Here is an 18453-nt window from a genome sequence, read left to right on the forward strand (position 1 = left end):
ACACCCTCGATGTCATCCCGGGGCTCGCCGAAAGGCGAGAAGCCGGGATCCATGACCGCTGGCGGTGCAGGAAGAGGTGGAACGCTTCCCGCTTGGTCCGGCACCGTCAGCGGTTATGGATCCCGGGCTCCGCTACGCGGCCCCGGGATGACCCGGAGGGTTGCAGTTCGGTCCGCCGACTCGAACAGGACCCTACGAAAACGCCCCCGCCGCCTTGTGAGCGAGGCGGATCGGCTCGGGGAGGCGGAATTTCGGCGCGCAGGCCAGCACCAGGGCGACGCTCGTCGGGATGTCGGCGAGGTGGCCGGGCGAGATGAACAGCGGGTGCTTCCCCGTGCGGGTGCGGACGACCGCGCCGATCGTGTCACCCTTGTCGATCAGCGGCTGGTGGGAGCCCTTCTCCTCGTCCAGCGGCGCGTTGCGGCCGCAGAGCCGGGTCTTGCCGACGCCGATCGTCGGGCGCTGCAGCCACAGGCCCATGTGGCTGGCGATGCCGATGCGGCGCGGATGCGCAATGCCCATGCCGTCGAAGAGGAAGACGTCCGGCTCGGCGGCGAGCCGCCCGAACGCCTCCTCCAGCACTGGGCCCTCGCGGAAGCTGAGCAGGCCCGGCACGTAGGGGAACGGCGTCGGCATCAGGGCCGTCACGGTCTCGACCACCCGGAAATCCGGGTAGGTCGCGACCACCACCGCCGCGTGCGAGCGGTCGTTCTTCACGCTGACGTCGACGCCGGCGACGAGCCGCACGGCGTCGAGGTCCAGGGCTCGGTCGGCCACGACCTCCGTGGTGAGCCGGCGCTGGAGCGCGACGGCTTCCGTCGGCGTCAGGTCCCAGCCGTGGCGCCGGACGAGGTCCATCAGGTGTTGAAGCGGAAATGCAGCACGTCACCGTCCTGCACCAGGTACTCCTTGCCCTCGAGACGGAGCTTGCCGGCCTCGCGGGCCCCCGCCTCGCCCTTCAGCGCCGTGTAATCGGCGTAGGCGATGGTCTCGGCGCGGATGAAGCCCTTCTCGAAGTCGGTGTGGATCACCCCGGCGGCGGCCGGCGCGCGGGTGCCCTTGGTGATCGTCCAGGCCCGGGCCTCCTTCGGCCCGACGGTGAAGTAGGTGATGAGGCCGAGCAACTCGTAGCCGGCGCGGATCACCCGGTTGAGGCCCGGCTCGGTCAGGCCGACCGCCTCCAGGTACTCGACCTGGTCGGCCGGGGGCAGCACCGCGATCTCGCTCTCGATCTTGGCCGAGACGACGACCGCCTTGGCGCCCTCCTCCGCCGCGCGGGCGAAGACGGCGGCCGAGTGGGCGTTGCCGGAATCGGCCGAGCCTTCCTCGACGTTGCAGACGTAGAGCACGGGCTTGGCCGTCATCAGGCCGAGCTGCGAGAACAGGCGCTCCTCTTCCGGCTTGCGCTGGACGAGGCGGGCGGGCTTGCCGTCGCGCAGGAGCGGCAGCGCGCGCTGGACGAGGTCGAGGGCCTCCTTGGCCTCCTTGTCGGACCCCTTGGCCTTCTTCTCGAGCGCGACGACGCGCTTCTCGAGGCTGTCGAGATCGGCCAGCATCAGCTCGGTCTCGATCGTCTCGATATCGGCGATCGGGTCGACCTTGCCCTCGACGTGGGTGACGTCGCCGTCCTCGAAGCAGCGCACGACGTGCGCGATGGCGTCGACCTCGCGGATATTGGCGAGGAACTGGTTGCCGAGCCCCTCCCCTTTCGAGGCGCCGCGCACCAGGCCGGCGATGTCGACGAAGGTCAGCCGGGTCGGGATGATCTCCTTCGAGCCGGCGATCCGGGCGAGGCCGTCGAGCCGGTCGTCGGGCACGCCCACCTCGCCGACATTCGGCTCGATGGTGCAGAACGGATAGTTCGCCGCCTGTGCCGCCGCGGTCTGCGTCAGCGCGTTGAAGAGCGTCGACTTGCCGACGTTCGGCAGGCCGACGATGCCGCATTTGAAGCCCATCAGATCGTTCCGTTCAGTTCCAGAGCATTTTCCGACGAAGTGGATGCCGGTTCGTCGCAGAAAATGCGGCAAAAACAAAGACCTAGAGCGCCGGCCCGCGGCGTTGTCAGGGAGTTCGGGAGTCGGGGTCAAGCCGGCTTCTCGCCGACGCGCTTCACCTCGTCCCAGCCGCGGCCCGCCATCGCGACGTGGACCTTGTTCTGGAAGCGGGCATCCTCGCCCGCGGCCATCAGCTCGGCGGCGTCGGCCATCGCGTCGCACAGGTCCTCGACCCACGGCATCTCGGCCTTGGCGAAGTCGTTGAGGACGTAGGCGTGGACGAGGGCCTTGTCGCCCGGATGCCCGATGCCGAGGCGGGCGCGCCAATACTCGTTGCCGCATTGCGCGGTGATCGAGCGCAGGCCGTTATGGCCGGCATTGCCGCCGCCCTTCTTCACCCGGAGCTTGGCGGGGGCGAGGTCGAGCTCGTCGTGGAACACCACCACGGCCTCGAGCGGGATCTTGTAGAAGCGCTGCGCCTCGGCCACCGCCCGGCCGGATTCGTTCATGAAGGTCAGGGGCTTGAGCAGCAGCACGCGCTCACTGCCGATCACCGCCTCGGTGCTCTCGCCCTGGAACTTGCGCCGCCACGGCGCGGCGCGGTGCCGGCGCGCGATCGCGTCGAGCGCCATGAAGCCGATGTTGTGCCGGTTGCCCGCGTAACGGGTTCCGGGATTGCCGAGGCCGACGAACAGCCGCATGGCGAAATCAGGCTCCCCGAGAAAAGGGAAACGCCCCGGGTCTCGCGACCGGGGCGTCTCGATGCGATCGAGGGGTGAACCGGAACCGGCTCAGTCCTCCTTGGCGGCCTCGCCCTCGGCAGCCTCTTCGGCGGCCTCGGCAGCCGACTCGGCGCGGGCGGCCTCGGCCACCGCGGCCTCCTCGGCCTCGACCTCGGCGCCGAGCACCGTCGGCGGCACGACCGTGGCGACGACCTCATCACCGCCGAGCGCGAAGGTGACGCCGGCCGGGGCGGGCAGGTCGGAGACGTGGATCGTATCGCCGACGTTCTTGCCGGTCAGGTCGACGGTGATCGCGTCGGGGATCGACTCGGGGGCGACCGAAACCGTCACGGTGTGGTGCGTGATGGTGAGCGTGCCGCCGTTCTGCTTGATGCCGGGGGCCGCGTCCTCGTTGGTGAAGTGCACCGGCACCTCGACCTCGACCGACTGACCGGCGACGACGCGCAGGAAATCGACGTGCAGCGGAACGCCGGTGACCGGGTCGAGCTGGAAGTCGCGCGGGATCGCCCGGACCTTGCGGCCGCCGGCATCGATCTCGAACACGGTGGTCCGGAAACCGCCGGCGTAGATCAGGGTGCGGGTGCGGATGAGGTCGATGGCGATGGCCTGCGGCGGCTGGTTGCCCCCGTAGATGACGGCCGGCACCTGGCCCTGGCGACGAACGGCCCGGGCGGCCCCCTTGCCGACCCGGTCGCGTGCCACGGCCTCAAGCGGCTTCACGGCGCTCATGGCGTGATCCTTAAATCTCTGATGTTTCGGATGGCTCAAACGCCGAAGGCCGCCCCCTCGAGGACGGCCCTGTGAACCGACGTCGCCATGCCCGTTCCCATGAGGGGAATCCGGCCTCCAAGGGTGTCCGGCGGGCGGGGTGCAGCTAGCAGAGACGGGCCGCGATGGCAAGGTCGCGGTGCGGACGAGGATACCCGCGAGTTTCGGGCAGTGGCCCGACGGATCCTTAACCGGTCGGGCGCGAGCCTCAGGCCCCGTCTTCCCCGATCCCGGAGATCTCCCGTGACGCGCCCGATCCTCTGGGCCCTCGGCGTGCTCGCCGGCGCCGCCGTCACCGGCGGGTCGATGACCGAGCGCTTCGCCCGGATCGGCCAGGGCCAGACCCAGAGTCAGACGCAAGCGCTGGTCCAGGCCCCGGCGCAAGGCCGCGCCCTTGCCGCCGAAGCCCTTGCCGCCGAGGCGCCCCGGGCCGCGTCGGGATTCGAATCGCGCGTGACCTTGTCCCAGGACCCGTCAGGCCATTTCCGCGCCCATCCGCAGGTCGAGGGGCAGGTCTTGCGCATGCTGGTCGATACCGGCGCCACGCTCTGCGTCTTCACCCGCGAGGATGCGGACCGGATCGGGCTCGCCGTCGCGGAGCGCGACTTCACCGCGCAGGTCGGCACTGCCAACGGCACCGTGCCGGCGGCGCGCGTGCGGGTGCGCGAGATGCGCCTCGGCGGGATCACGCTGCGCGACGTCGAGGCCCTGGTGCTGCCGCGGGGACGCCTCGAGACCAGCCTGCTCGGCATGTCGTTCCTGCGCCGCCTGCGCGGGTTCGAGGTCGCGACGGGCCGGATGATCCTGCGGGGGTGAGGCCGGCCTCGGCGCCTGGTTCGAAGCGGAGGCCGCTTCATCGAAACACGCCCTACATGCTCGGGCAGGCCCCGCCGTTGCTGTTTGAGACGACGGTCGGCAGCACCACCTCCGGGCTGGAGGTAATCGAGGGGTTGTAGACCTTGCCGTTGCGCACCGGCCAGATCACGGTCTCGGTCAGGGTGCCGAGGTTGAACCGCCGGGCGAAGCTGGCGGCGAAGACCGGCCGGTAGGCCATGGACAGCTCGACGACGACGTAGCGGGCGCCCGCGCTCTTGAAGACGTCCGGCACCGGCGGCACGTCGGTCGGGCGGGTGGGTCCCGGCACGGCGGCGTTGCCGGCATCCACCGCGTAGGAGCAGACCTTGGCCCGCCCGCCCGCATCGTAGATCCCGACCGCCTTGGCGGCGACCCGCGCGCCGGTGCCGTCATAGGGGGCCAGCACCGCCCGTCCGGCCTTGACGATGAGAGCGAACTGGCTCGCCGGGATGTCGCCGCCCTCCCGCGCCACCAGGTCGGCCATGGTGCGGGCCGCCAGCGTCACCTTGCGGTAATTGGTGATGTAGCCGGCGAGATCGGTCGTGCCGAAATAGAGCAGGAGCAGCAGCGGCAGCACCAGCGCGAACTCGACCGCGGCGACGCCGTCCTGCCCGCACCGAAAGCCAGCAAGCGCGTGATTCAGGCCTCCCGGGCGCGCGCGCCCGGGCCGGACGGCGCCCGGACGGACCGGGGCCCGACGGGCGATCACTGGAACGGCTCCGTGCGGAAGGCCACGGTGCTTTGGAGCACCCGCCGGCCGTTCGCCAGCGTGTGCGGGTTGAGGAAGCCGAAGAAGACCGGGAACTCCGCCGCCGCCTGCACGACCACGATCTGGCTCGGCCCGGGCTTCTGGTACTGGGTGCCGAAGTCGCTCCGCCAGGACCGCGCCCCGGCATCGACCGGGCTCGCCGGCGTGAAGCTGGCGCCGTCAGCCAGCACCAGCACGTCGACCTTGATGGTGCTGCAGGAGAAGATCGCGACCCGGCTGGCGCAGATCGCGTCCTTGAACGCCCGCAGGGCGACCTGCTGGGTCGTGGTGTCGGGGGGCGGAGGCGGATCCGCCGCGCGGGCGGCCTGGAACTGCCCGGTATAGAGCTGGCGGGCCGCGCCCGAGACGGCGTTGTCGAGGACCTGACCGGCGAAGAACGCCAGGGCGGTCTCGGTGATCGCCGCGATGAGGAGGAAGAACGGCAGCCCGATCAGCGCGAACTCCACCGCGGTCGCCCCCTCGCGAGCGGACGGGAAGCCGGCGATCCGAGGCTGGATCGCGGCGATCCTTGCCCGGATCGCGATGATCCGGGGCCGGAATCCCGCCGGGGCTTTCCGTGGCGGGAGCGGTCGGTGGAGCATCGCGCGGCTCAGGTCCGAACCGGCGTTGCGGGCGGGGGCCGGGACGGGCCGGCGACGGGCCCCTGGACGGTCATGCGCAAAGCCGTCGTTCAGCGCGTCGGGGCCGTTCCGCCGGCCGTCGCCAGCGAGTTGCGCTGGCCGGCCTGCCCGCTCACCTCGGAGAAGTAGCGCTGCGCGTCGCCGAGCTGCACCGCCGGCTGGCAGGCGGGCGTGCAGGAATAGGATTCGCGCTCGAGCCCGCGCTGCACCGTGATCACCGACGGGTTGCCGGCCCGCACGCTGATCGCCGATTCGGCCAGCATCGTGCCGGCCGCGTCCAGGGCGATCAGGTTGGTGCTGCCGAAGCTCTTGCCGGTCAGGACCACGATGCCGTTCCGCTGCAACGACACGTCGGCGATGATCGGGTTGCCGACGATCACCGTGGCGGTACGCTCGGGCAGGCGGATCACCTTGGCGTTGTCGACCGAGACGGTGACGGTGTCGCTCGCCCGCGCGGAGGCAACCGGCAGCGCGAGGACCAGGAGGCATGCGGCGAGGCACGCGGCGCGCGGGACGCTCGGACGGCGGGGCGGGCTCATCGGCGCGGGCTCATCGGTGGAGAGGTCTTTCGGACGCGGTCGTGGCTCCCGCCCATCAAGCGTCGGATGGGTTGACAAACCGCTAAGCCTGCACAGCTGTCCTTTAAGCCTGCATAGCTGCCCTTGGGGACGGACGGTTCGCGCCGCCGTCGCATGCTCGTTAACCACGACCGCGATTTCGGCTCGACCGCCCGGGATCCGCGACCGCTTTAACCCAACTTCAACGGCCCCGGCCTAGCTTGCCATCAGTCCCGATCGGCGCCAGTCGATTGTCGACGGACTAACCGATACCACTCAGGCGGGAACAGAGTTATGATCACCAAGCTGAAGCGTTTCGTCAGCGACGAGTCGGGCGCCACCGCGATCGAGTACGGCCTGATCGCGACCCTGATCGCCATCGCGGTGATCGTCGCGGCGAAGGCCGTCGGCAGCAACCTGTCGGGCACGTTCAACAACATCGCCGGCAACCTGAAGTAAGACGCGCCGGGCCGACCCGCACCGGGCGGGTCGGCGCGCTCCTTCTCGCGGCGCGAGGCGTCGAGCCGGCCTTCGCCCGGCGGCTCGGTCCGCGCGTCGCCGCGCGGGTCGCATCCCCCAAAAACCATCCGGCCTCCGCGCGCGCCCCGGAGCGGCCGGGGCGGCGGCTCGCGACGAGCCGGCCGACGGGCACCGCGCTCCTCGCCCGCCTGCACGCCCACTCGCCTGCTCCCCTGCCCGCCCGCGAGCCCGCATGGTCAGCCTCTGCCTCCTCGTCGTGTTCCCGTTCCTGATGGCCTACGCGGCGGTCAGCGACATCCTGACGATGACGATCCCCAACCGCATCGGCCTCGCCCTGGTCGCCGCCTTCGCGGTGCTGGCCCCGGCCTCCGGACTCGGCTGGCTCGAGATCGCGAGCCATGTCGGTGCGGGCGCGCTGGTGCTCGCGGTCGGCTTCGTCATCTACCTGCTGGGCGCGATGGGAGCCGGCGACGTCAAGCTGGCGGCAGCGACCACCCTGTGGCTCGGGATCGGGGCGGTACCCGAGTACCTCGTCACCACCGCGATGTTCGGCGGCCTGATGGCCCTGGGTCTGGTGCTGGTGCGCGGCCATCCCCTGCCCGGCTTCGCGGCGACCTGGCCCTTCGCCCTGCGCCTGCAATACGAGCGCGTCGGCATTCCCTACGGCGTCGCCCTCGCGGCCTCCGCCCTCGTCACCTGCCCCGCCGCGCCGCTGTGGCGCCTGGTGCTGGCGGGCTGAGCGCGTCCGTCCCTTCGGCATCACGGCCAGCCCGATTCGCGGTCGGGGGATGGGCTTGAAGCCCCCCGGCCGCTCTCGCGCGTTCGCGCGCCTGCTCCTTAGGTTGTCGTCGCGCTCCGCGGTTCCACCGTGGGGTTTCGGAACGCCCGCCCGGCCGGTTCCGTTTCGTTAACCCTAAGGGCGATTAACCTTAATTTGAGGAATCCATGGTGGAGTCCGGTTACGGGCGGCCCTCGCGCCGCCCCTGCCGTTTCCTCTCCTTTGGCGCCCCATGAAGTCCTCGCGCTTGCTCCTCATCAGCGTCGCCGCCGTGACCGGCGCGGGGGCCTTCATCGTGATGAGCGGCCGCGAGCCGCCGCCCCCGCCGCCGGCCGAGCCGGTCGCCGCGCCCGCCCCCGCCATCGAGATGACGGAGGTGCTGGTGGCCGCCGCCGAGCTGCCGATGGGACAGTCGCTCAAGCCGGCGGACCTGCGCTGGCAGCCCTGGCCGAAGGGCGCGGCGAGCGACAGCACGCTGCAGCGCGCCAGCGCGCCGACGGCGCTCGAGGACACGGTGGGGTCGATCGTGCGCAGCCCGTTCCTGTCCGGCGAGCCGATCCGGCGCGAGAAGCTGATCAAGGCCAACGGCAGCGGCTTCCTGTCGGCGATCCTGCCCGCGGGGATGCGCGCCGTCGCGATCTCGATCGACGCCCGCGGCTCGAACACCGCCGGCGGCTTCATCCTGCCGAACGACCGGGTCGACGTGCTGCGCATCGCCCGGGACGAGGACGCGGCCCGCGCCGGCGGCGGCGACGCCCAGACCGCCGAGACCATCCTGACCAACATCCGGGTCCTGGCGGTCGGCCAGACGGTGCAGGAGCGCAACGGCGAGCGGGTGGTCACCGGCGACACTGCGACGCTCGAGCTCACACCGGCCCAGGCCGAGACCGTGACCCTGGCCCAGAAGGTCGGCCAGCTCTCCCTCACCCTGCGCAGCCTCGCCGATGCCGGGCAGGTCGCCCAGGCCGCCCCGGAGCAGCAGGTCGAGTCCGGCGTCACGATCGTGCGCTACGGCGTCACCAAGCAGATGCCGCGCCGATGAGCCCGCGCCCGTCCCGCCTCGACCGCGCGAGCGGTTCCCGCCCCGCGAGCCCTCTTCCATGACGCACTCCGAGCCTCCCCCGGCGGTCCTGCGGGCCGCGGCCGCCGCCCTCCGCACCGCCCTGTGCTCGGCCCTGATCGCCATCCCGATGGCCGGGCCCGCCGCCGCGATCGAGGGATTGGGCCTGCGCGGGACCGTCCAGCGCGGCGGCCTCGCGCCGGCGCCGGTGGTGAATGTCGGGCCCAACGAGGCCGACGTGTCGCGCCGCATCGACCTCACCATGGGCCGATCGCTGGTGATCGACCTGCCGCGGGACGCCAAGGAGGTGTTCGTCGCGAACCCGAAGGTGGCGAACGCCGTGGTGCGCTCGACCCGCAAGGTGTTCATCATCGGCATCGAGAACGGTGCCACCTCGATCTTCGTGATGGACGGCGACGGGCGCCAGATCGCCGCCCTCGACGTCACGGTCGGACGCGACCTCAACGTGCTGCGCCAGACCCTGGCCGGCAGCCTCCCGAACGGGCGTTTCGACGTGCGGCCGGCGGGCGATTCGGTGCTGCTCACCGGCTCGGTCGGCTCGGCGGCGGAGGCCCAGCAGGCCGTCGACATCGCCAACGCCTTCGTGGGCACCGGCGGGGCAGGCGCGCCGACCCGCGGGGCGGTGATCAACAACCTGACGATCCGCGGCAAGGACCAGGTGATGCTGCGCGTCACCGTGGTCGAGGTGTCGCGCCAGGTGCTCAAGCAGTTCGGCGTCAACCTGAACGCCAGCTGGAGCACGATGAACTTCGTCAACGGCGTGCCGTTCCCGCTCACCGGCGGCTCCTTCCCGGCGGGCAACGGGATCACCGGCAAGATCTCCTCCAACGGCTTCTCGCTGCAGGCCAACCTGCGCGCCTTCGAGCAGGCCGGGGTGTCGCGGATCCTGGCCGAGCCGACCCTGACGGCGATCTCCGGCGAGGCCGCGAACTTCACCGCCGGCGGCGAGATCCCGGTCCCGACCAGCCAGAGCTGCTCGGCGGTGCTCGCCTCGAACTCCTCGAACTGCTCGGTCGGCATCGAATACAAGCCCTACGGCGTCGCGCTGAACTTCACCCCCGTGGTCCAGTCCGAGAACCGGATCTCGATCCGGGTCGGCACCAACGTCACGGAGCTCGATCCGCAGAACGCGGTGCCGGTCTCCAACGGCAACAACACCATCTCGGTGCCGGGCCTCACGGTGCGCAAGTCCGAGACGACGATCGAGCTGCCCTCGGGCGGGACGATGATGATCGCGGGCCTGATCCAGCAGCGCAACCGCCAAGCGATCAGCGGCCTGCCGGGGCTGCTCAACCTGCCGGTCCTCGGCGCCCTGTTCCGCTCCCGCGACTACCAGCGCCAGGAGACGGAGCTGATGATCATGGTCACCCCCTACGTCGCCAAGCCGATGGATCCGGCCCAGGTCAGGAAGCCCGACGACGGCTTCACCGAATCGACCGATAGCCAGGCGATCGTGCTCGGGCGCCTGAACCGCCTCTACGGCACGGTCGGCGGCGCGCCCCTCGGCTCCGGCTATCGCGGCCGGGTCGGCTTCATCACCGACTGACCGCCCTTCGAGACGCTGCCGAGACTCCGCCGAGACCATCATGCCCGCGATGACCCGCATTGCCCTCCGCCTGACGCTTCTTGCCGCCACGGCCGGCCTCGCGGCCTGCGCCGCCGACCGCCGGCTGACCACGGGCTCGACCTACCCGGCGACGGTTCCCGAGCGGCACCCGATCGTCCTGTCGGACTCGCCCCGCAACCTCGACGTGTTCGTGACCGGGACCGGGCATATCGACCCGCGCCAGGGCGACGACGTCGACGCGTTCCTCACCGAGTACCGCCGCTACGGCCGCGGCGTGCTGGTCCTGGAGGTGCCGCGCGGCTCGCAGGTGCCCGGCGGCGCGGTGGAGCGCACCCTCGAGCGGGTCCGCGCCCGGGCGGTCGCCTTCGGCGTCGGCCCGCGGGAGATCGTCGTCGCGCCCTATCCCGTCGCCAACGTCGCGGTGAGCGCGCCCTTGCGCCTCAGCTTCCAGCGCATGCAGGCCAAGGTGGCGGGGTCCTGCGGGCTGTGGCCGCAGGACCTCGGCGTCACCAATCCGGGCTTCAACGCCCGCAACGAATCCTACTGGAACTTCGGCTGCGCCACCCAGGCGAATGTCGCGAGCCAGATCGTCGACCCGGTCGACCTCGTGCGCGGCCGCCAGGAGGGCCGGATCGACACGGTGATCCGGACCCAGAACCTGACCGACCTGCGCACCGGAAAGGATCCATCAACCAGTTGGAAGCAGGATGGCCGCGCCAGCGTGAAGAACCAGGTGGGGCAGTGATGACGACGCGCCGGACGAGAGTCGCAGCCGCGACGGGGCGCACCGGCGCCGAGCGGACCCGGTCCGGCGAGGGACCGCGTCCCGCGCGCGGGGCCGCCTCCCGGGGAGCGCCGCGCCATGTCTGAGCCGGGCGAGCCCACCGGCCGGGTCATCACCCCGGTTCCCCGCATCACCGTGCAGGCCTTCTGCGAGTCCGGCGAGGTCGCGGCCGTGATCGAGGCGGCCGCCGGCGACCGGCGGATGCAGAAGGCGCATACGCGCGTCCAGATGGGCGGCGCGCCCGCCGCCGTCGAGGCCTATCGCGGCGCGCCGACGCCGAACGTCCTCATGGTGGAGCTCGGCGCGGCCAGGGGCAACCCGCTCTCCGCCCTCGACAGCCTGGCCGAGGTCTGCGATTCCGGCACCAAGGTGGTGGTGGTCGGCCACGTCAACGACGTCGTGCTCTACCGCGAGTTCATCCGCCGCGGCGTGAGCGAGTACCTGATCGCGCCGATCGATCCCGTCGCGGTGATCGCGGCGATCTCCGAGCTGTTCTGCGATCCCGCCGCCGAGCCCCTGGGGCGGACCATCGCGGTGGTCGGCGCCAAGGGCGGCGTCGGCGCCTCGACGCTCGCCCACAACATCGCCTGGGCGGTGGCCCGCGACTACGCCACCGCGACGGTGATCGCCGACCTCGACATCGCTTTCGGCACCGCCGGCCTCAACTTCAACCAGGACCCGCCGCAGGGGGTGGCCGAGGCGGTGTTCGCGCCCGACCGGGTCGATGCGAACTTCGTCGACCGGCTCCTGTCGAAATGCACCGACAACCTGAGCCTGCTCGCTGCGCCCGCGACCCTCGACCGGCCGACCGACTTCGTCGAGGGCGCCTTCGACGGGGTGATCGACGTGCTGCGGACGAGCGTGCCCTGCATCGTGCTCGACGTGCCGCACGCCTGGTCGGCCTGGTGCCGACGGATGCTGATCGGCGCCGACGAGATCGTGGTGGTGGCCGGCCCCGACCTCACCTCGCTGCGCAACGCCCGCAACCTGTTCGAGGTGCTGCGCCAGGCCCGGCCTCACGACCGCATGCCGCGCCTCGTCCTCAACGGGGTCGGGATGCCCAAGCGCCCCGAGATCGCCGTGGCGGAATTCGCCAAGGCCCTCGACGCGCCGGTGGCCGCCACGGTGCCGTTCGAGCCCGCCCTGTTCGGCACCGCGGCCAATAACGGCCAGATGCTGGCCGAGGTGCAGCCCGGCGCCAAGGTCACGGAGACCTTGAGCGAGCTCGCCGGATCCCTCACCGGCCGCGCCGAGATCCGCCGCGGCCGCGGGAACATCCTGGAACCGCTGCTGGCCCGGCTCGCCCGCCGCAAGGCGTCGTGAACCCACTCCATCCCGCCCGGTCCCGTCGACCGTTTCCGAGAAGGTGTCGCTGATCCATGTTCGGCAGGAGACCCGGAGCGACGGCGCAGAAGGCGCCGGCCCCGCGCCCCGCCGGCCCCGCCCCGGTTCTCGCCGAGGCGGCCGCGCCGGTGTTCCAGGACGGCCGGCGGGCCGAGACCGCCCCGCTGAACGCCTCCCTCGCCGCCTCCCGCGAGGCCCCGGTGCCGGCGGAGAACGGCCGCTCCGACGAGTATTACCGCACGAAGAGCATGATCTTCGGCGCCTTGATCGAGGCGATCGACCTCACCCAGCTCGCCCGGCTCGAGCCGGACGCGGCGCGGGAGGAGATCCGCGACATCGTCATCGAGATCATCGGCCTCAAGAACGTCGTGATGTCGATCGCCGAGCAGGAGGAATTGCTCGACGACATCTGCAACGACGTGCTCGGCTACGGGCCGCTGGAGCCCCTGCTCGCCCGCGACGACATCGCCGACGTGATGGTGAACGGCGCCAACCGGACCTACATCGAGGTCGGCGGCAAGATCCAGATGACGTCGGTGCGGTTTCGCGACAACCAGCAATTGATGAACATCTGCCAGCGGATCGTCAGCCAGGTCGGCCGCCGGGTCGACGAATCCTCGCCGATCTGCGACGCGCGCCTGCCGGACGGCTCGCGCGTCAACGTGATCGCGCCGCCGCTCGCCATCGACGGCCCGGCGCTCACCATCCGCAAGTTCAAGAAGGACAAGCTCACCCTCGACCAGCTCGTGCGCTACGGCTCGATCTCGCCCGAGGGCGCCAAGATCCTGCAGATCATCGGGCGGGTGCGCTGCAACGTGGTGGTCTCGGGCGGCACCGGCTCGGGCAAGACCACGCTGCTGAACTGCCTCACCCGCTACATCGACGACGACGAGCGCATCATCACCTGCGAGGACGCGGCCGAGCTGCAATTGCAGCAGCCGCACGTCGTGCGCCTCGAGACGCGGCCGCCGAACCTCGAGGGTCAGGGCGCGGTCTCGATGCGCGACCTGATCAAGAACTGCCTGCGCATGCGGCCCGAGCGGATCATCGTCGGCGAGGTGCGCGGGCCGGAGGCCTTCGACCTCCTCCAGGCGATGAATACCGGCCATGACGGCTCGATGGGCACGCTGCACGCCAACTCGCCGCGCGAGTGCCTGGGCCGCATCGAGTCGATGATCTCGATGGGCGGCTTCAGCCTGCCCTCCAGGACCCTGCGCGAGATGATCGCCGGATCGGTCGACGTCGTCGTCCAGGCCGCCCGCCTGCGCGACGGGTCGCGCCGCATCACCCACATCACCGAGGTGATGGGGATGGAGGGCGACGTCATCACCACCCAGGACCTGTTCGTCTACGACGTCGTCGGCGAAGATGCGAACGGCAAGCTGATCGGCCGCCACCGTTCGACCGGCATCGGCCGGCCGCGCTTCTGGGAGCGGGCGCGCTACTACGGCGAGGACCGGGCGCTCGCCGCCGCCCTCGACGCCGCCGAGCTTCGCGTGGAGGAGACGGCATGACGGCCCGCGACGCGACGGGTCCCGCTCCAGCGGGAGGGCACGGCTGATGGACGTCGAGGCGCTGATCGCGGCGGGCCTGCTTGCGGCGAGCGCGGCGGCGCTCGCCTCCGCCGTGGTGGTGCCGCTCCTGCCGAGCGAGGCCCGGGCCGCCAAGCGCCAGCGATCCCTGGTCGGCCAGCGCCAGGCGGTCGAGCGCGTCCAGGCGGTGAGCCGGCGCGACCAGGTGGCCAAGAGCCTGAAGGAGATCGAGGACAAGGAGAAGAAGAGCCGCGTCAGCCTCGATTTGCGGCTCACCCAGGCCGGCCTGTCGATCTCCAAGGTCCAGTTCTGCGTGTTCAGTGCGCTCGGCGGCCTCTTCGTCGGCGTCTTCGGCCTGCTGATGAGCGGCGACCTGCTGATGGCGGCCGGCCTCGCCTTCGCGGCGGGCCTCGGTGTGCCGCGCTGGCTGCTCTCCTACCTGCGCCAGCGCCGGATGACCCGCTTCATCCTCGAACTGCCCAACGCCATGGACGTGATCGTGCGCGGCATCCGCTCCGGCCTCCCCGTTGGCGACTGCCTGCGCATCATCGCCCGCGAGGCGAGGGAGCCGGTCAAGGGCGAGTTCCGGGCGATGATCGAGGCCCAGGCGCTGGGCATCTCTCTCGGCGACGCGGTCGGGCGCCTATACGAGCGGATGCCGGTGCCTGAGGCCAACTTCTTCGCCATCGTGATCGGCATCCAGCAGAAATCCGGCGGCAACCTGTCGGAGGCGCTCGGCAATCTCTCGCGGGTGCTGCGCGACCGGCGCAAGATGGCCGACAAGGTCAAGGCGGTGAGCATGGAGGCCAAGGCCTCGGCGGCGATCATCGCCTCGCTGCCCTTCGTCGTCGGCATCCTCGCCTACATCACCAGCCCCGACTACATCTCGCTGCTCTGGACCACCACGATCGGACACGTGGCGCTGGCCTGCTCCGCCGTGTGGATGCTCATCGGCGTGTTCGTGATGAGCAAGATGATCCGCTTCGACATCTGAGAACGGCTCCCGGTCGCGAGAGCCGACGTTTTTCGACATCCCCGACGCTCCAGGAGGCGGCGCGTGCAGGTCCTGTATCAGCTGGCCGACCCTTACGTCCTCGGCGCGGCCCTCGCGGCGGTGGCGGCGGCGGCCACGGTCTTCACCCTGGCCCAGCCGCTGCTGGAGCCCGATCGGCTCCGCCACCGCCTCAAGGGGGTGGGCAAGGAGCGCGACCGCATCCGTCTGCGCGAGCGCGAGCGCATGAACCAGAAGGCGTCCCTCCGTCAGGAGCCCAAGGCCTACATGAAGCGCGTGGTCGAGCGCCTGCGCCTCGACGACTGGCTCGGCACCGAGAACGCCAAGAACAGCCTGATGATGGCGGGCTATCGCGGCCCGCAGGCCGAGATCGCCTTCCTGTTCTTCCGCCTGGTGATGCCGATCGCCTTCTTCGTCCTGTCGGTCTTCTACCTGTTCGTGATGGAGGTGGTGGACCAGCCGGCGCTGATCCGCTTCGGGATGGTGGTGGTGGCGGTCTATCTCGGCATCAAGGCGCCGGAGGTCTTCCTGCGCAACCAGACCTCCAAGCGCCGGGCGGTGATCCAGCGCAACTGGCCCGACACGCTCGACCTCCTGCTGATCTGCGTCGAATCCGGCATGGCGATCGAGGCGGCGTTCCGGCGCGTCGGCGTCGAGATCGCCAACCAGTGCATGACGCTGGCCGAGGAGATGGCGCTCACCACCGCCGAACTGGCCTACCTCACCGACCGGCGCGTCGCCTACGAGAACCTCGCCAACCGCACCGGGCTCGAATCGGTCAAGAACGTCACCACGGCGCTGATCCAGGCCGAGCGCTACGGCACCCCGATCGGCCAGGCCCTGCGGGTGCTGGCCCAGGAGAGCCGCGACCAGCGCATGAACGAGGCCGAGAAGAAGGCCGCCGCCCTGCCGCCGAAGCTCACCGTGCCGATGATCCTGTTCTTCCTGCCTGTGCTGTTCGTGGTGATCCTCACCCCTGCCATGGTGCAGGTGTTCAGCTCGAAGTAAATCTCGGAACCTGTTCGAGGTGGCAGAGCCGATACAAACCCTCCTGGTCATCCCGGGGCTCGCCGAAAGGCGAGAACCCGGGATCCATAACCGCTGACGCTTTAAGATAAGTCGGGACGCATTCCGCCTGGTTTGGCATCGTCAGCGGTTATGGATCCCAGGTTCCGCTTTCGCGGCCCCGGGATGAACAGAAGGGTATCGGTATCGTCGAGACGAATCGGCAAGCTCGCCAAGATCAACGCGCCGCCTCATCCGCCCCGGCAAAGAACCGGTTCTCCGGCCGCGGCAGGCCGAGATGCTCGCGCAGGGTCGTGCCCTCGTACTCCGTGCGGAACAGGCCGCGGCGCTGCAGCTCCGGCACCACCTTGCGGGTGAAATCCTCGAGCCCCTGCGGCACGTCGGAGACCATGACGTTGAAGCCGTCGCTCGCCCCGGCCTCGAGCCAAGCCTGCATCTCGTCGGCGATGGTCTCGGGCGTGCCGACCATCGCGAGGCCGGCATAGCCGCCGAGGCGCTGCGCCAGCTGGCGGACGCTCAAGGATTCGCGGCGCGCCAGCGTGATCGCCCGCTCGCGCCCGGTCTTCGACTGGTTGCTCTCCGGGATATCCGGCAGCGGCCCGTCGGGATCGAAGGCCGAGGCGTCGACGCCGAGCGCGATCGACAGGGCGGCGATGGCGCTCGCCTCGTGGACAAGGCCGTCGAGATGCGCGCGCTTCTCGCGCGCCTCCTCGACCGTGTCGCCGACCACCACGAAACAGGCCGGCAGGATCTTGAGGTGGTCGGGATCGCGGCCCGCCGCGACCATGCGGCCGCGCACGTCCTCGGCGAAACGCCGCCCGTCCTCGAGGCCGGCGGCCGCCCCGAAGATCACCTCGGCGGTCTCGGCGGCGAGCTGGCGCCCGGCCTCGGACGCGCCGGCCTGGACGATCACCGGCCAGCCCTGGACCGGCCGGGCGACGTTGAGGGGTCCGCGCACCGAGAGGTGCGGCCCCTGGTGGTCGAGCACGTGCATCCTGTCGGGGTCGAAGAAGATCCCGCTCGCGACGTCGCGCAGGAAGGCGTCGTCGGCGAAGGAATCCCACAGCCCCTTCACCACCGTGACGAATTCGTGCGCCCGGTCGTAGCGGTCGGCGTGCTCGGGATGGTGCTCGAGGCCGAAATTCTTCGCGGCATCCGGGTTCGAGGTCGTCACCACGTTCCAGCCGGCGCGGCCGTTGCTCAGGTGATCGAGCGAGGCGAAGCGCCGGGCGACGTGGAACGGCTGGTCGTAGGTGGTCGAGGCCGTGGCGACGAGCCCGATCCGCTCGGTGACCACGGCGAGCGCCGGCAGCAGCGTCGCCGGATCGAACGAGGTCACGGTGGCCGAGCGCTTGAGCGCCTCGACCGGCATGTTCAGCACCGCGAGGTGATCGGCCATGAAGAAGGCGTCGAACTTCGCCGCCTCCAGCTCCTGGGCGAACCGGGCGAGATGGCGGAAATTGAAGTTGGCGTCGGGCAGCCCGCCCGGATAGCGCCACCAGGCGGTGTGGATGCCGACCGGGCGCATGAAGGCGCCGAGATGAAGCCTGCGGTGTCGCGCCATGTCGGGCTCCCCGTGCCGGCCCGTGCGGCCGCGCCGCCCGATCTGGGATCGCCGCACTCGTTGGTCAATGAATTCCGTGTACTACTCCGCCCGGTGCGGCGACAGGCGAGGAACGCATGAGCGGAACGGGACGGGGTGACGCCCTGAGGGCGCGCTACGGCGCGGAGACGACCCTCGATATTGCCTGGAACGAGGTCATCGCGGGCCTCCTCGCCCACCGCACGGTGCGGGCGTTCCGGCCCGCCCCGCTCCCCGACGGCACCCTGGAGGCGCTCGTCGCCGCGGCGCAATCGGCGCCGAGCTCGTCGAACCTCCAGACCTGGAGCGTCGTGGCGGTCGAGGATCCGGCGGCCAAACGCCGCCTGTCCGAAGTGGCGCGCGGCCAGCGCCACGTCGTCGAGGCGCCGCTCGTCCTGGTCTGGCTCGCCGACCTGTCGCGCCTCGGCGCGCTCGGGCGCGACCGGGACGCGCCGACGGAGGGGCTCGACTACCTCGAGATGCTGATGGTCGGCGTGGTCGATGCCGCGCTGGCGGCCCAGAACGCCACCGTGGCGCTCGAATCCCTCGGCCTCGGCTCGGTCTATATCGGGGCCCTGCGCAACGACCCGGAGGCGGTGGCCGACCTCCTCGGCCTGCCGCCGAACGTTCTGGCGGTGTTCGGCCACTGCGTCGGCTGGCCCGATCCGGAGCGGCCGGCCGCCGTCAAGCCGCGCCTGCCGCAGGAGGTGGTGCTGCATCGCGGCCGCTACGATCCCGCCCTCGCGAGCGGCCCGATCGCGGCCTACGACGCCGCGATGGTCGGCTTCCAGGCCGGGCAACGCATGCCGGAAGTCGGCTGGAGCGGGGCCGCGCTGGAGCGGGTGCGCGGGCCCGGCTCGCTCAGCGGCCGCGACCGCCTGCGCGGCATCCTGGAGCGCCGCGGCTTCGGGCTGAAGTAACCCTCATATCCGCCACGTCGGACGCTTTTCCGTTGATCGTC

19 protein-coding genes are annotated in these 18453 nt (G+C 70.9%); 11 read left to right on the forward strand and 8 right to left on the reverse strand.

From position 1 onward, the window contains the following. Positions 1-192: 192 nt before the first annotated feature. The 4 genes from nfi to ABZT49_RS05145 form a co-directional block, all read right to left on the reverse strand. A complete protein-coding gene (gene nfi, locus ABZT49_RS05130) occupies positions 193-858 on the reverse strand; it encodes a deoxyribonuclease V (protein ID WP_355283885.1) in 666 nt (221 codons plus the stop codon). Further along, positions 858-1955: a redox-regulated ATPase YchF gene (gene ychF / locus ABZT49_RS05135; protein WP_355283888.1), complete on the reverse strand. Its 1098-nt coding sequence runs from the start codon at positions 1953-1955 to the stop codon at positions 858-860. Before ychF ends, nfi begins: the two co-directional genes overlap by 1 nt. A gap of 128 nt (positions 1956-2083) precedes the next feature. Beyond that, the gene (pth, locus tag ABZT49_RS05140; RefSeq protein WP_355283891.1) at positions 2084-2695 is read right to left on the reverse strand and encodes an aminoacyl-tRNA hydrolase; all 612 of its coding nucleotides are present in this window, start codon (positions 2693-2695) and stop codon (positions 2084-2086) included. A gap of 90 nt (positions 2696-2785) precedes the next feature. Next, positions 2786-3466 carry a 50S ribosomal protein L25/general stress protein Ctc gene (locus ABZT49_RS05145; RefSeq protein ID WP_355283894.1) on the reverse strand — a complete coding sequence of 227 codons (681 nt, stop codon included), beginning with the start codon at positions 3464-3466 and terminating at the stop codon, positions 2786-2788. Between the two features lie 282 nt (positions 3467-3748). Here ABZT49_RS05145 and ABZT49_RS05150 point away from each other — a divergent pair, with 282 nt between their 5' ends. After that, positions 3749-4321, forward strand: a complete 573-nt coding sequence (locus tag ABZT49_RS05150; protein ID WP_355283897.1) for a TIGR02281 family clan AA aspartic protease — start codon at positions 3749-3751, stop codon at positions 4319-4321. Positions 4322-4373: 52 nt separating this feature from the next. Here the strand turns inward: ABZT49_RS05150 and ABZT49_RS05155 are convergent, their stop codons facing one another. The 3 genes from ABZT49_RS05155 to ABZT49_RS05165 form a co-directional block, all read right to left on the reverse strand. After that, positions 4374-5069 carry a TadE/TadG family type IV pilus assembly protein gene (locus ABZT49_RS05155; protein ID WP_355283900.1) on the reverse strand — a complete coding sequence of 232 codons (696 nt, stop codon included), beginning with the start codon at positions 5067-5069 and terminating at the stop codon, positions 4374-4376. Next, complete coding sequence (locus tag ABZT49_RS05160) at positions 5066-5575, reverse strand: TadE family protein (protein ID WP_355283904.1); 510 nt, start codon at positions 5573-5575, stop codon at positions 5066-5068. The genes ABZT49_RS05155 and ABZT49_RS05160 overlap by 4 nt, the downstream gene beginning before the upstream one ends. Before the next feature lie 224 nt (positions 5576-5799). Then, entirely contained in the window at positions 5800-6288 is a 489-nt protein-coding gene (locus ABZT49_RS05165; protein WP_355283907.1) for a pilus assembly protein N-terminal domain-containing protein, read from the reverse strand. A gap of 312 nt (positions 6289-6600) precedes the next feature. Here ABZT49_RS05165 and ABZT49_RS05170 point away from each other — a divergent pair, with 312 nt between their 5' ends. The 9 genes from ABZT49_RS05170 (at position 6601) to ABZT49_RS05210 (ending at position 15892) form a co-directional block, all read left to right on the forward strand. Next, the gene (locus tag ABZT49_RS05170) at positions 6601-6765 is read left to right on the forward strand and encodes a Flp family type IVb pilin (protein ID WP_355283909.1); all 165 of its coding nucleotides are present in this window, start codon (positions 6601-6603) and stop codon (positions 6763-6765) included. 253 nt (positions 6766-7018) lie between these two features. After that, positions 7019-7525, forward strand: a complete 507-nt coding sequence (locus tag ABZT49_RS05175; RefSeq protein WP_355283912.1) for a prepilin peptidase — start codon at positions 7019-7021, stop codon at positions 7523-7525. A gap of 271 nt (positions 7526-7796) precedes the next feature. After that, on the forward strand, positions 7797-8606 hold the full coding sequence (gene cpaB, locus ABZT49_RS05180; RefSeq protein ID WP_355283915.1) for a Flp pilus assembly protein CpaB: 810 nt from the start codon (positions 7797-7799) through the stop codon (positions 8604-8606). Positions 8607-8754: 148 nt separating this feature from the next. Next, on the forward strand, positions 8755-10191 hold the full coding sequence (locus tag ABZT49_RS05185) for a type II and III secretion system protein family protein (protein ID WP_407943447.1): 1437 nt from the start codon (positions 8755-8757) through the stop codon (positions 10189-10191). Between the two features lie 40 nt (positions 10192-10231). Continuing rightward, a complete protein-coding gene (locus ABZT49_RS05190) occupies positions 10232-10957 on the forward strand; it encodes a CpaD family pilus assembly protein (RefSeq protein ID WP_355283922.1) in 726 nt (241 codons plus the stop codon). A gap of 117 nt (positions 10958-11074) precedes the next feature. Next, entirely contained in the window at positions 11075-12319 is a 1245-nt protein-coding gene (locus tag ABZT49_RS05195; RefSeq protein ID WP_355283925.1) for an AAA family ATPase, read from the forward strand. Between the two features lie 56 nt (positions 12320-12375). Continuing rightward, entirely contained in the window at positions 12376-13854 is a 1479-nt protein-coding gene (locus ABZT49_RS05200; RefSeq protein WP_355283928.1) for a CpaF family protein, read from the forward strand. A 46-nt stretch (positions 13855-13900) separates the two neighbouring features. Then, complete coding sequence (locus ABZT49_RS05205; RefSeq protein WP_355283930.1) at positions 13901-14866, forward strand: type II secretion system F family protein; 966 nt, start codon at positions 13901-13903, stop codon at positions 14864-14866. Between the two features lie 63 nt (positions 14867-14929). Beyond that, positions 14930-15892 (forward strand): type II secretion system F family protein, encoded by a 963-nt coding sequence (locus tag ABZT49_RS05210; RefSeq protein WP_355283932.1) that lies wholly within the window; start codon positions 14930-14932, stop codon positions 15890-15892. Between the two features lie 235 nt (positions 15893-16127). Here the strand turns inward: ABZT49_RS05210 and ABZT49_RS05215 are convergent, their stop codons facing one another. Continuing rightward, entirely contained in the window at positions 16128-17474 is a 1347-nt protein-coding gene (locus tag ABZT49_RS05215) for an LLM class flavin-dependent oxidoreductase (protein WP_355283934.1), read from the reverse strand. 116 nt (positions 17475-17590) lie between these two features. Here ABZT49_RS05215 and ABZT49_RS05220 point away from each other — a divergent pair, with 116 nt between their 5' ends. Continuing rightward, complete coding sequence (locus ABZT49_RS05220) at positions 17591-18412, forward strand: NADPH-dependent oxidoreductase (protein WP_355283936.1); 822 nt, start codon at positions 17591-17593, stop codon at positions 18410-18412. The last annotated feature ends 41 nt before the right edge of the window (positions 18413-18453 follow it).

The sequence above is a fragment of the Methylobacterium sp. EM32 genome, assembly GCF_040593685.1.
Classification (GTDB): Bacteria; Pseudomonadota; Alphaproteobacteria; order Rhizobiales; family Beijerinckiaceae; genus Methylobacterium.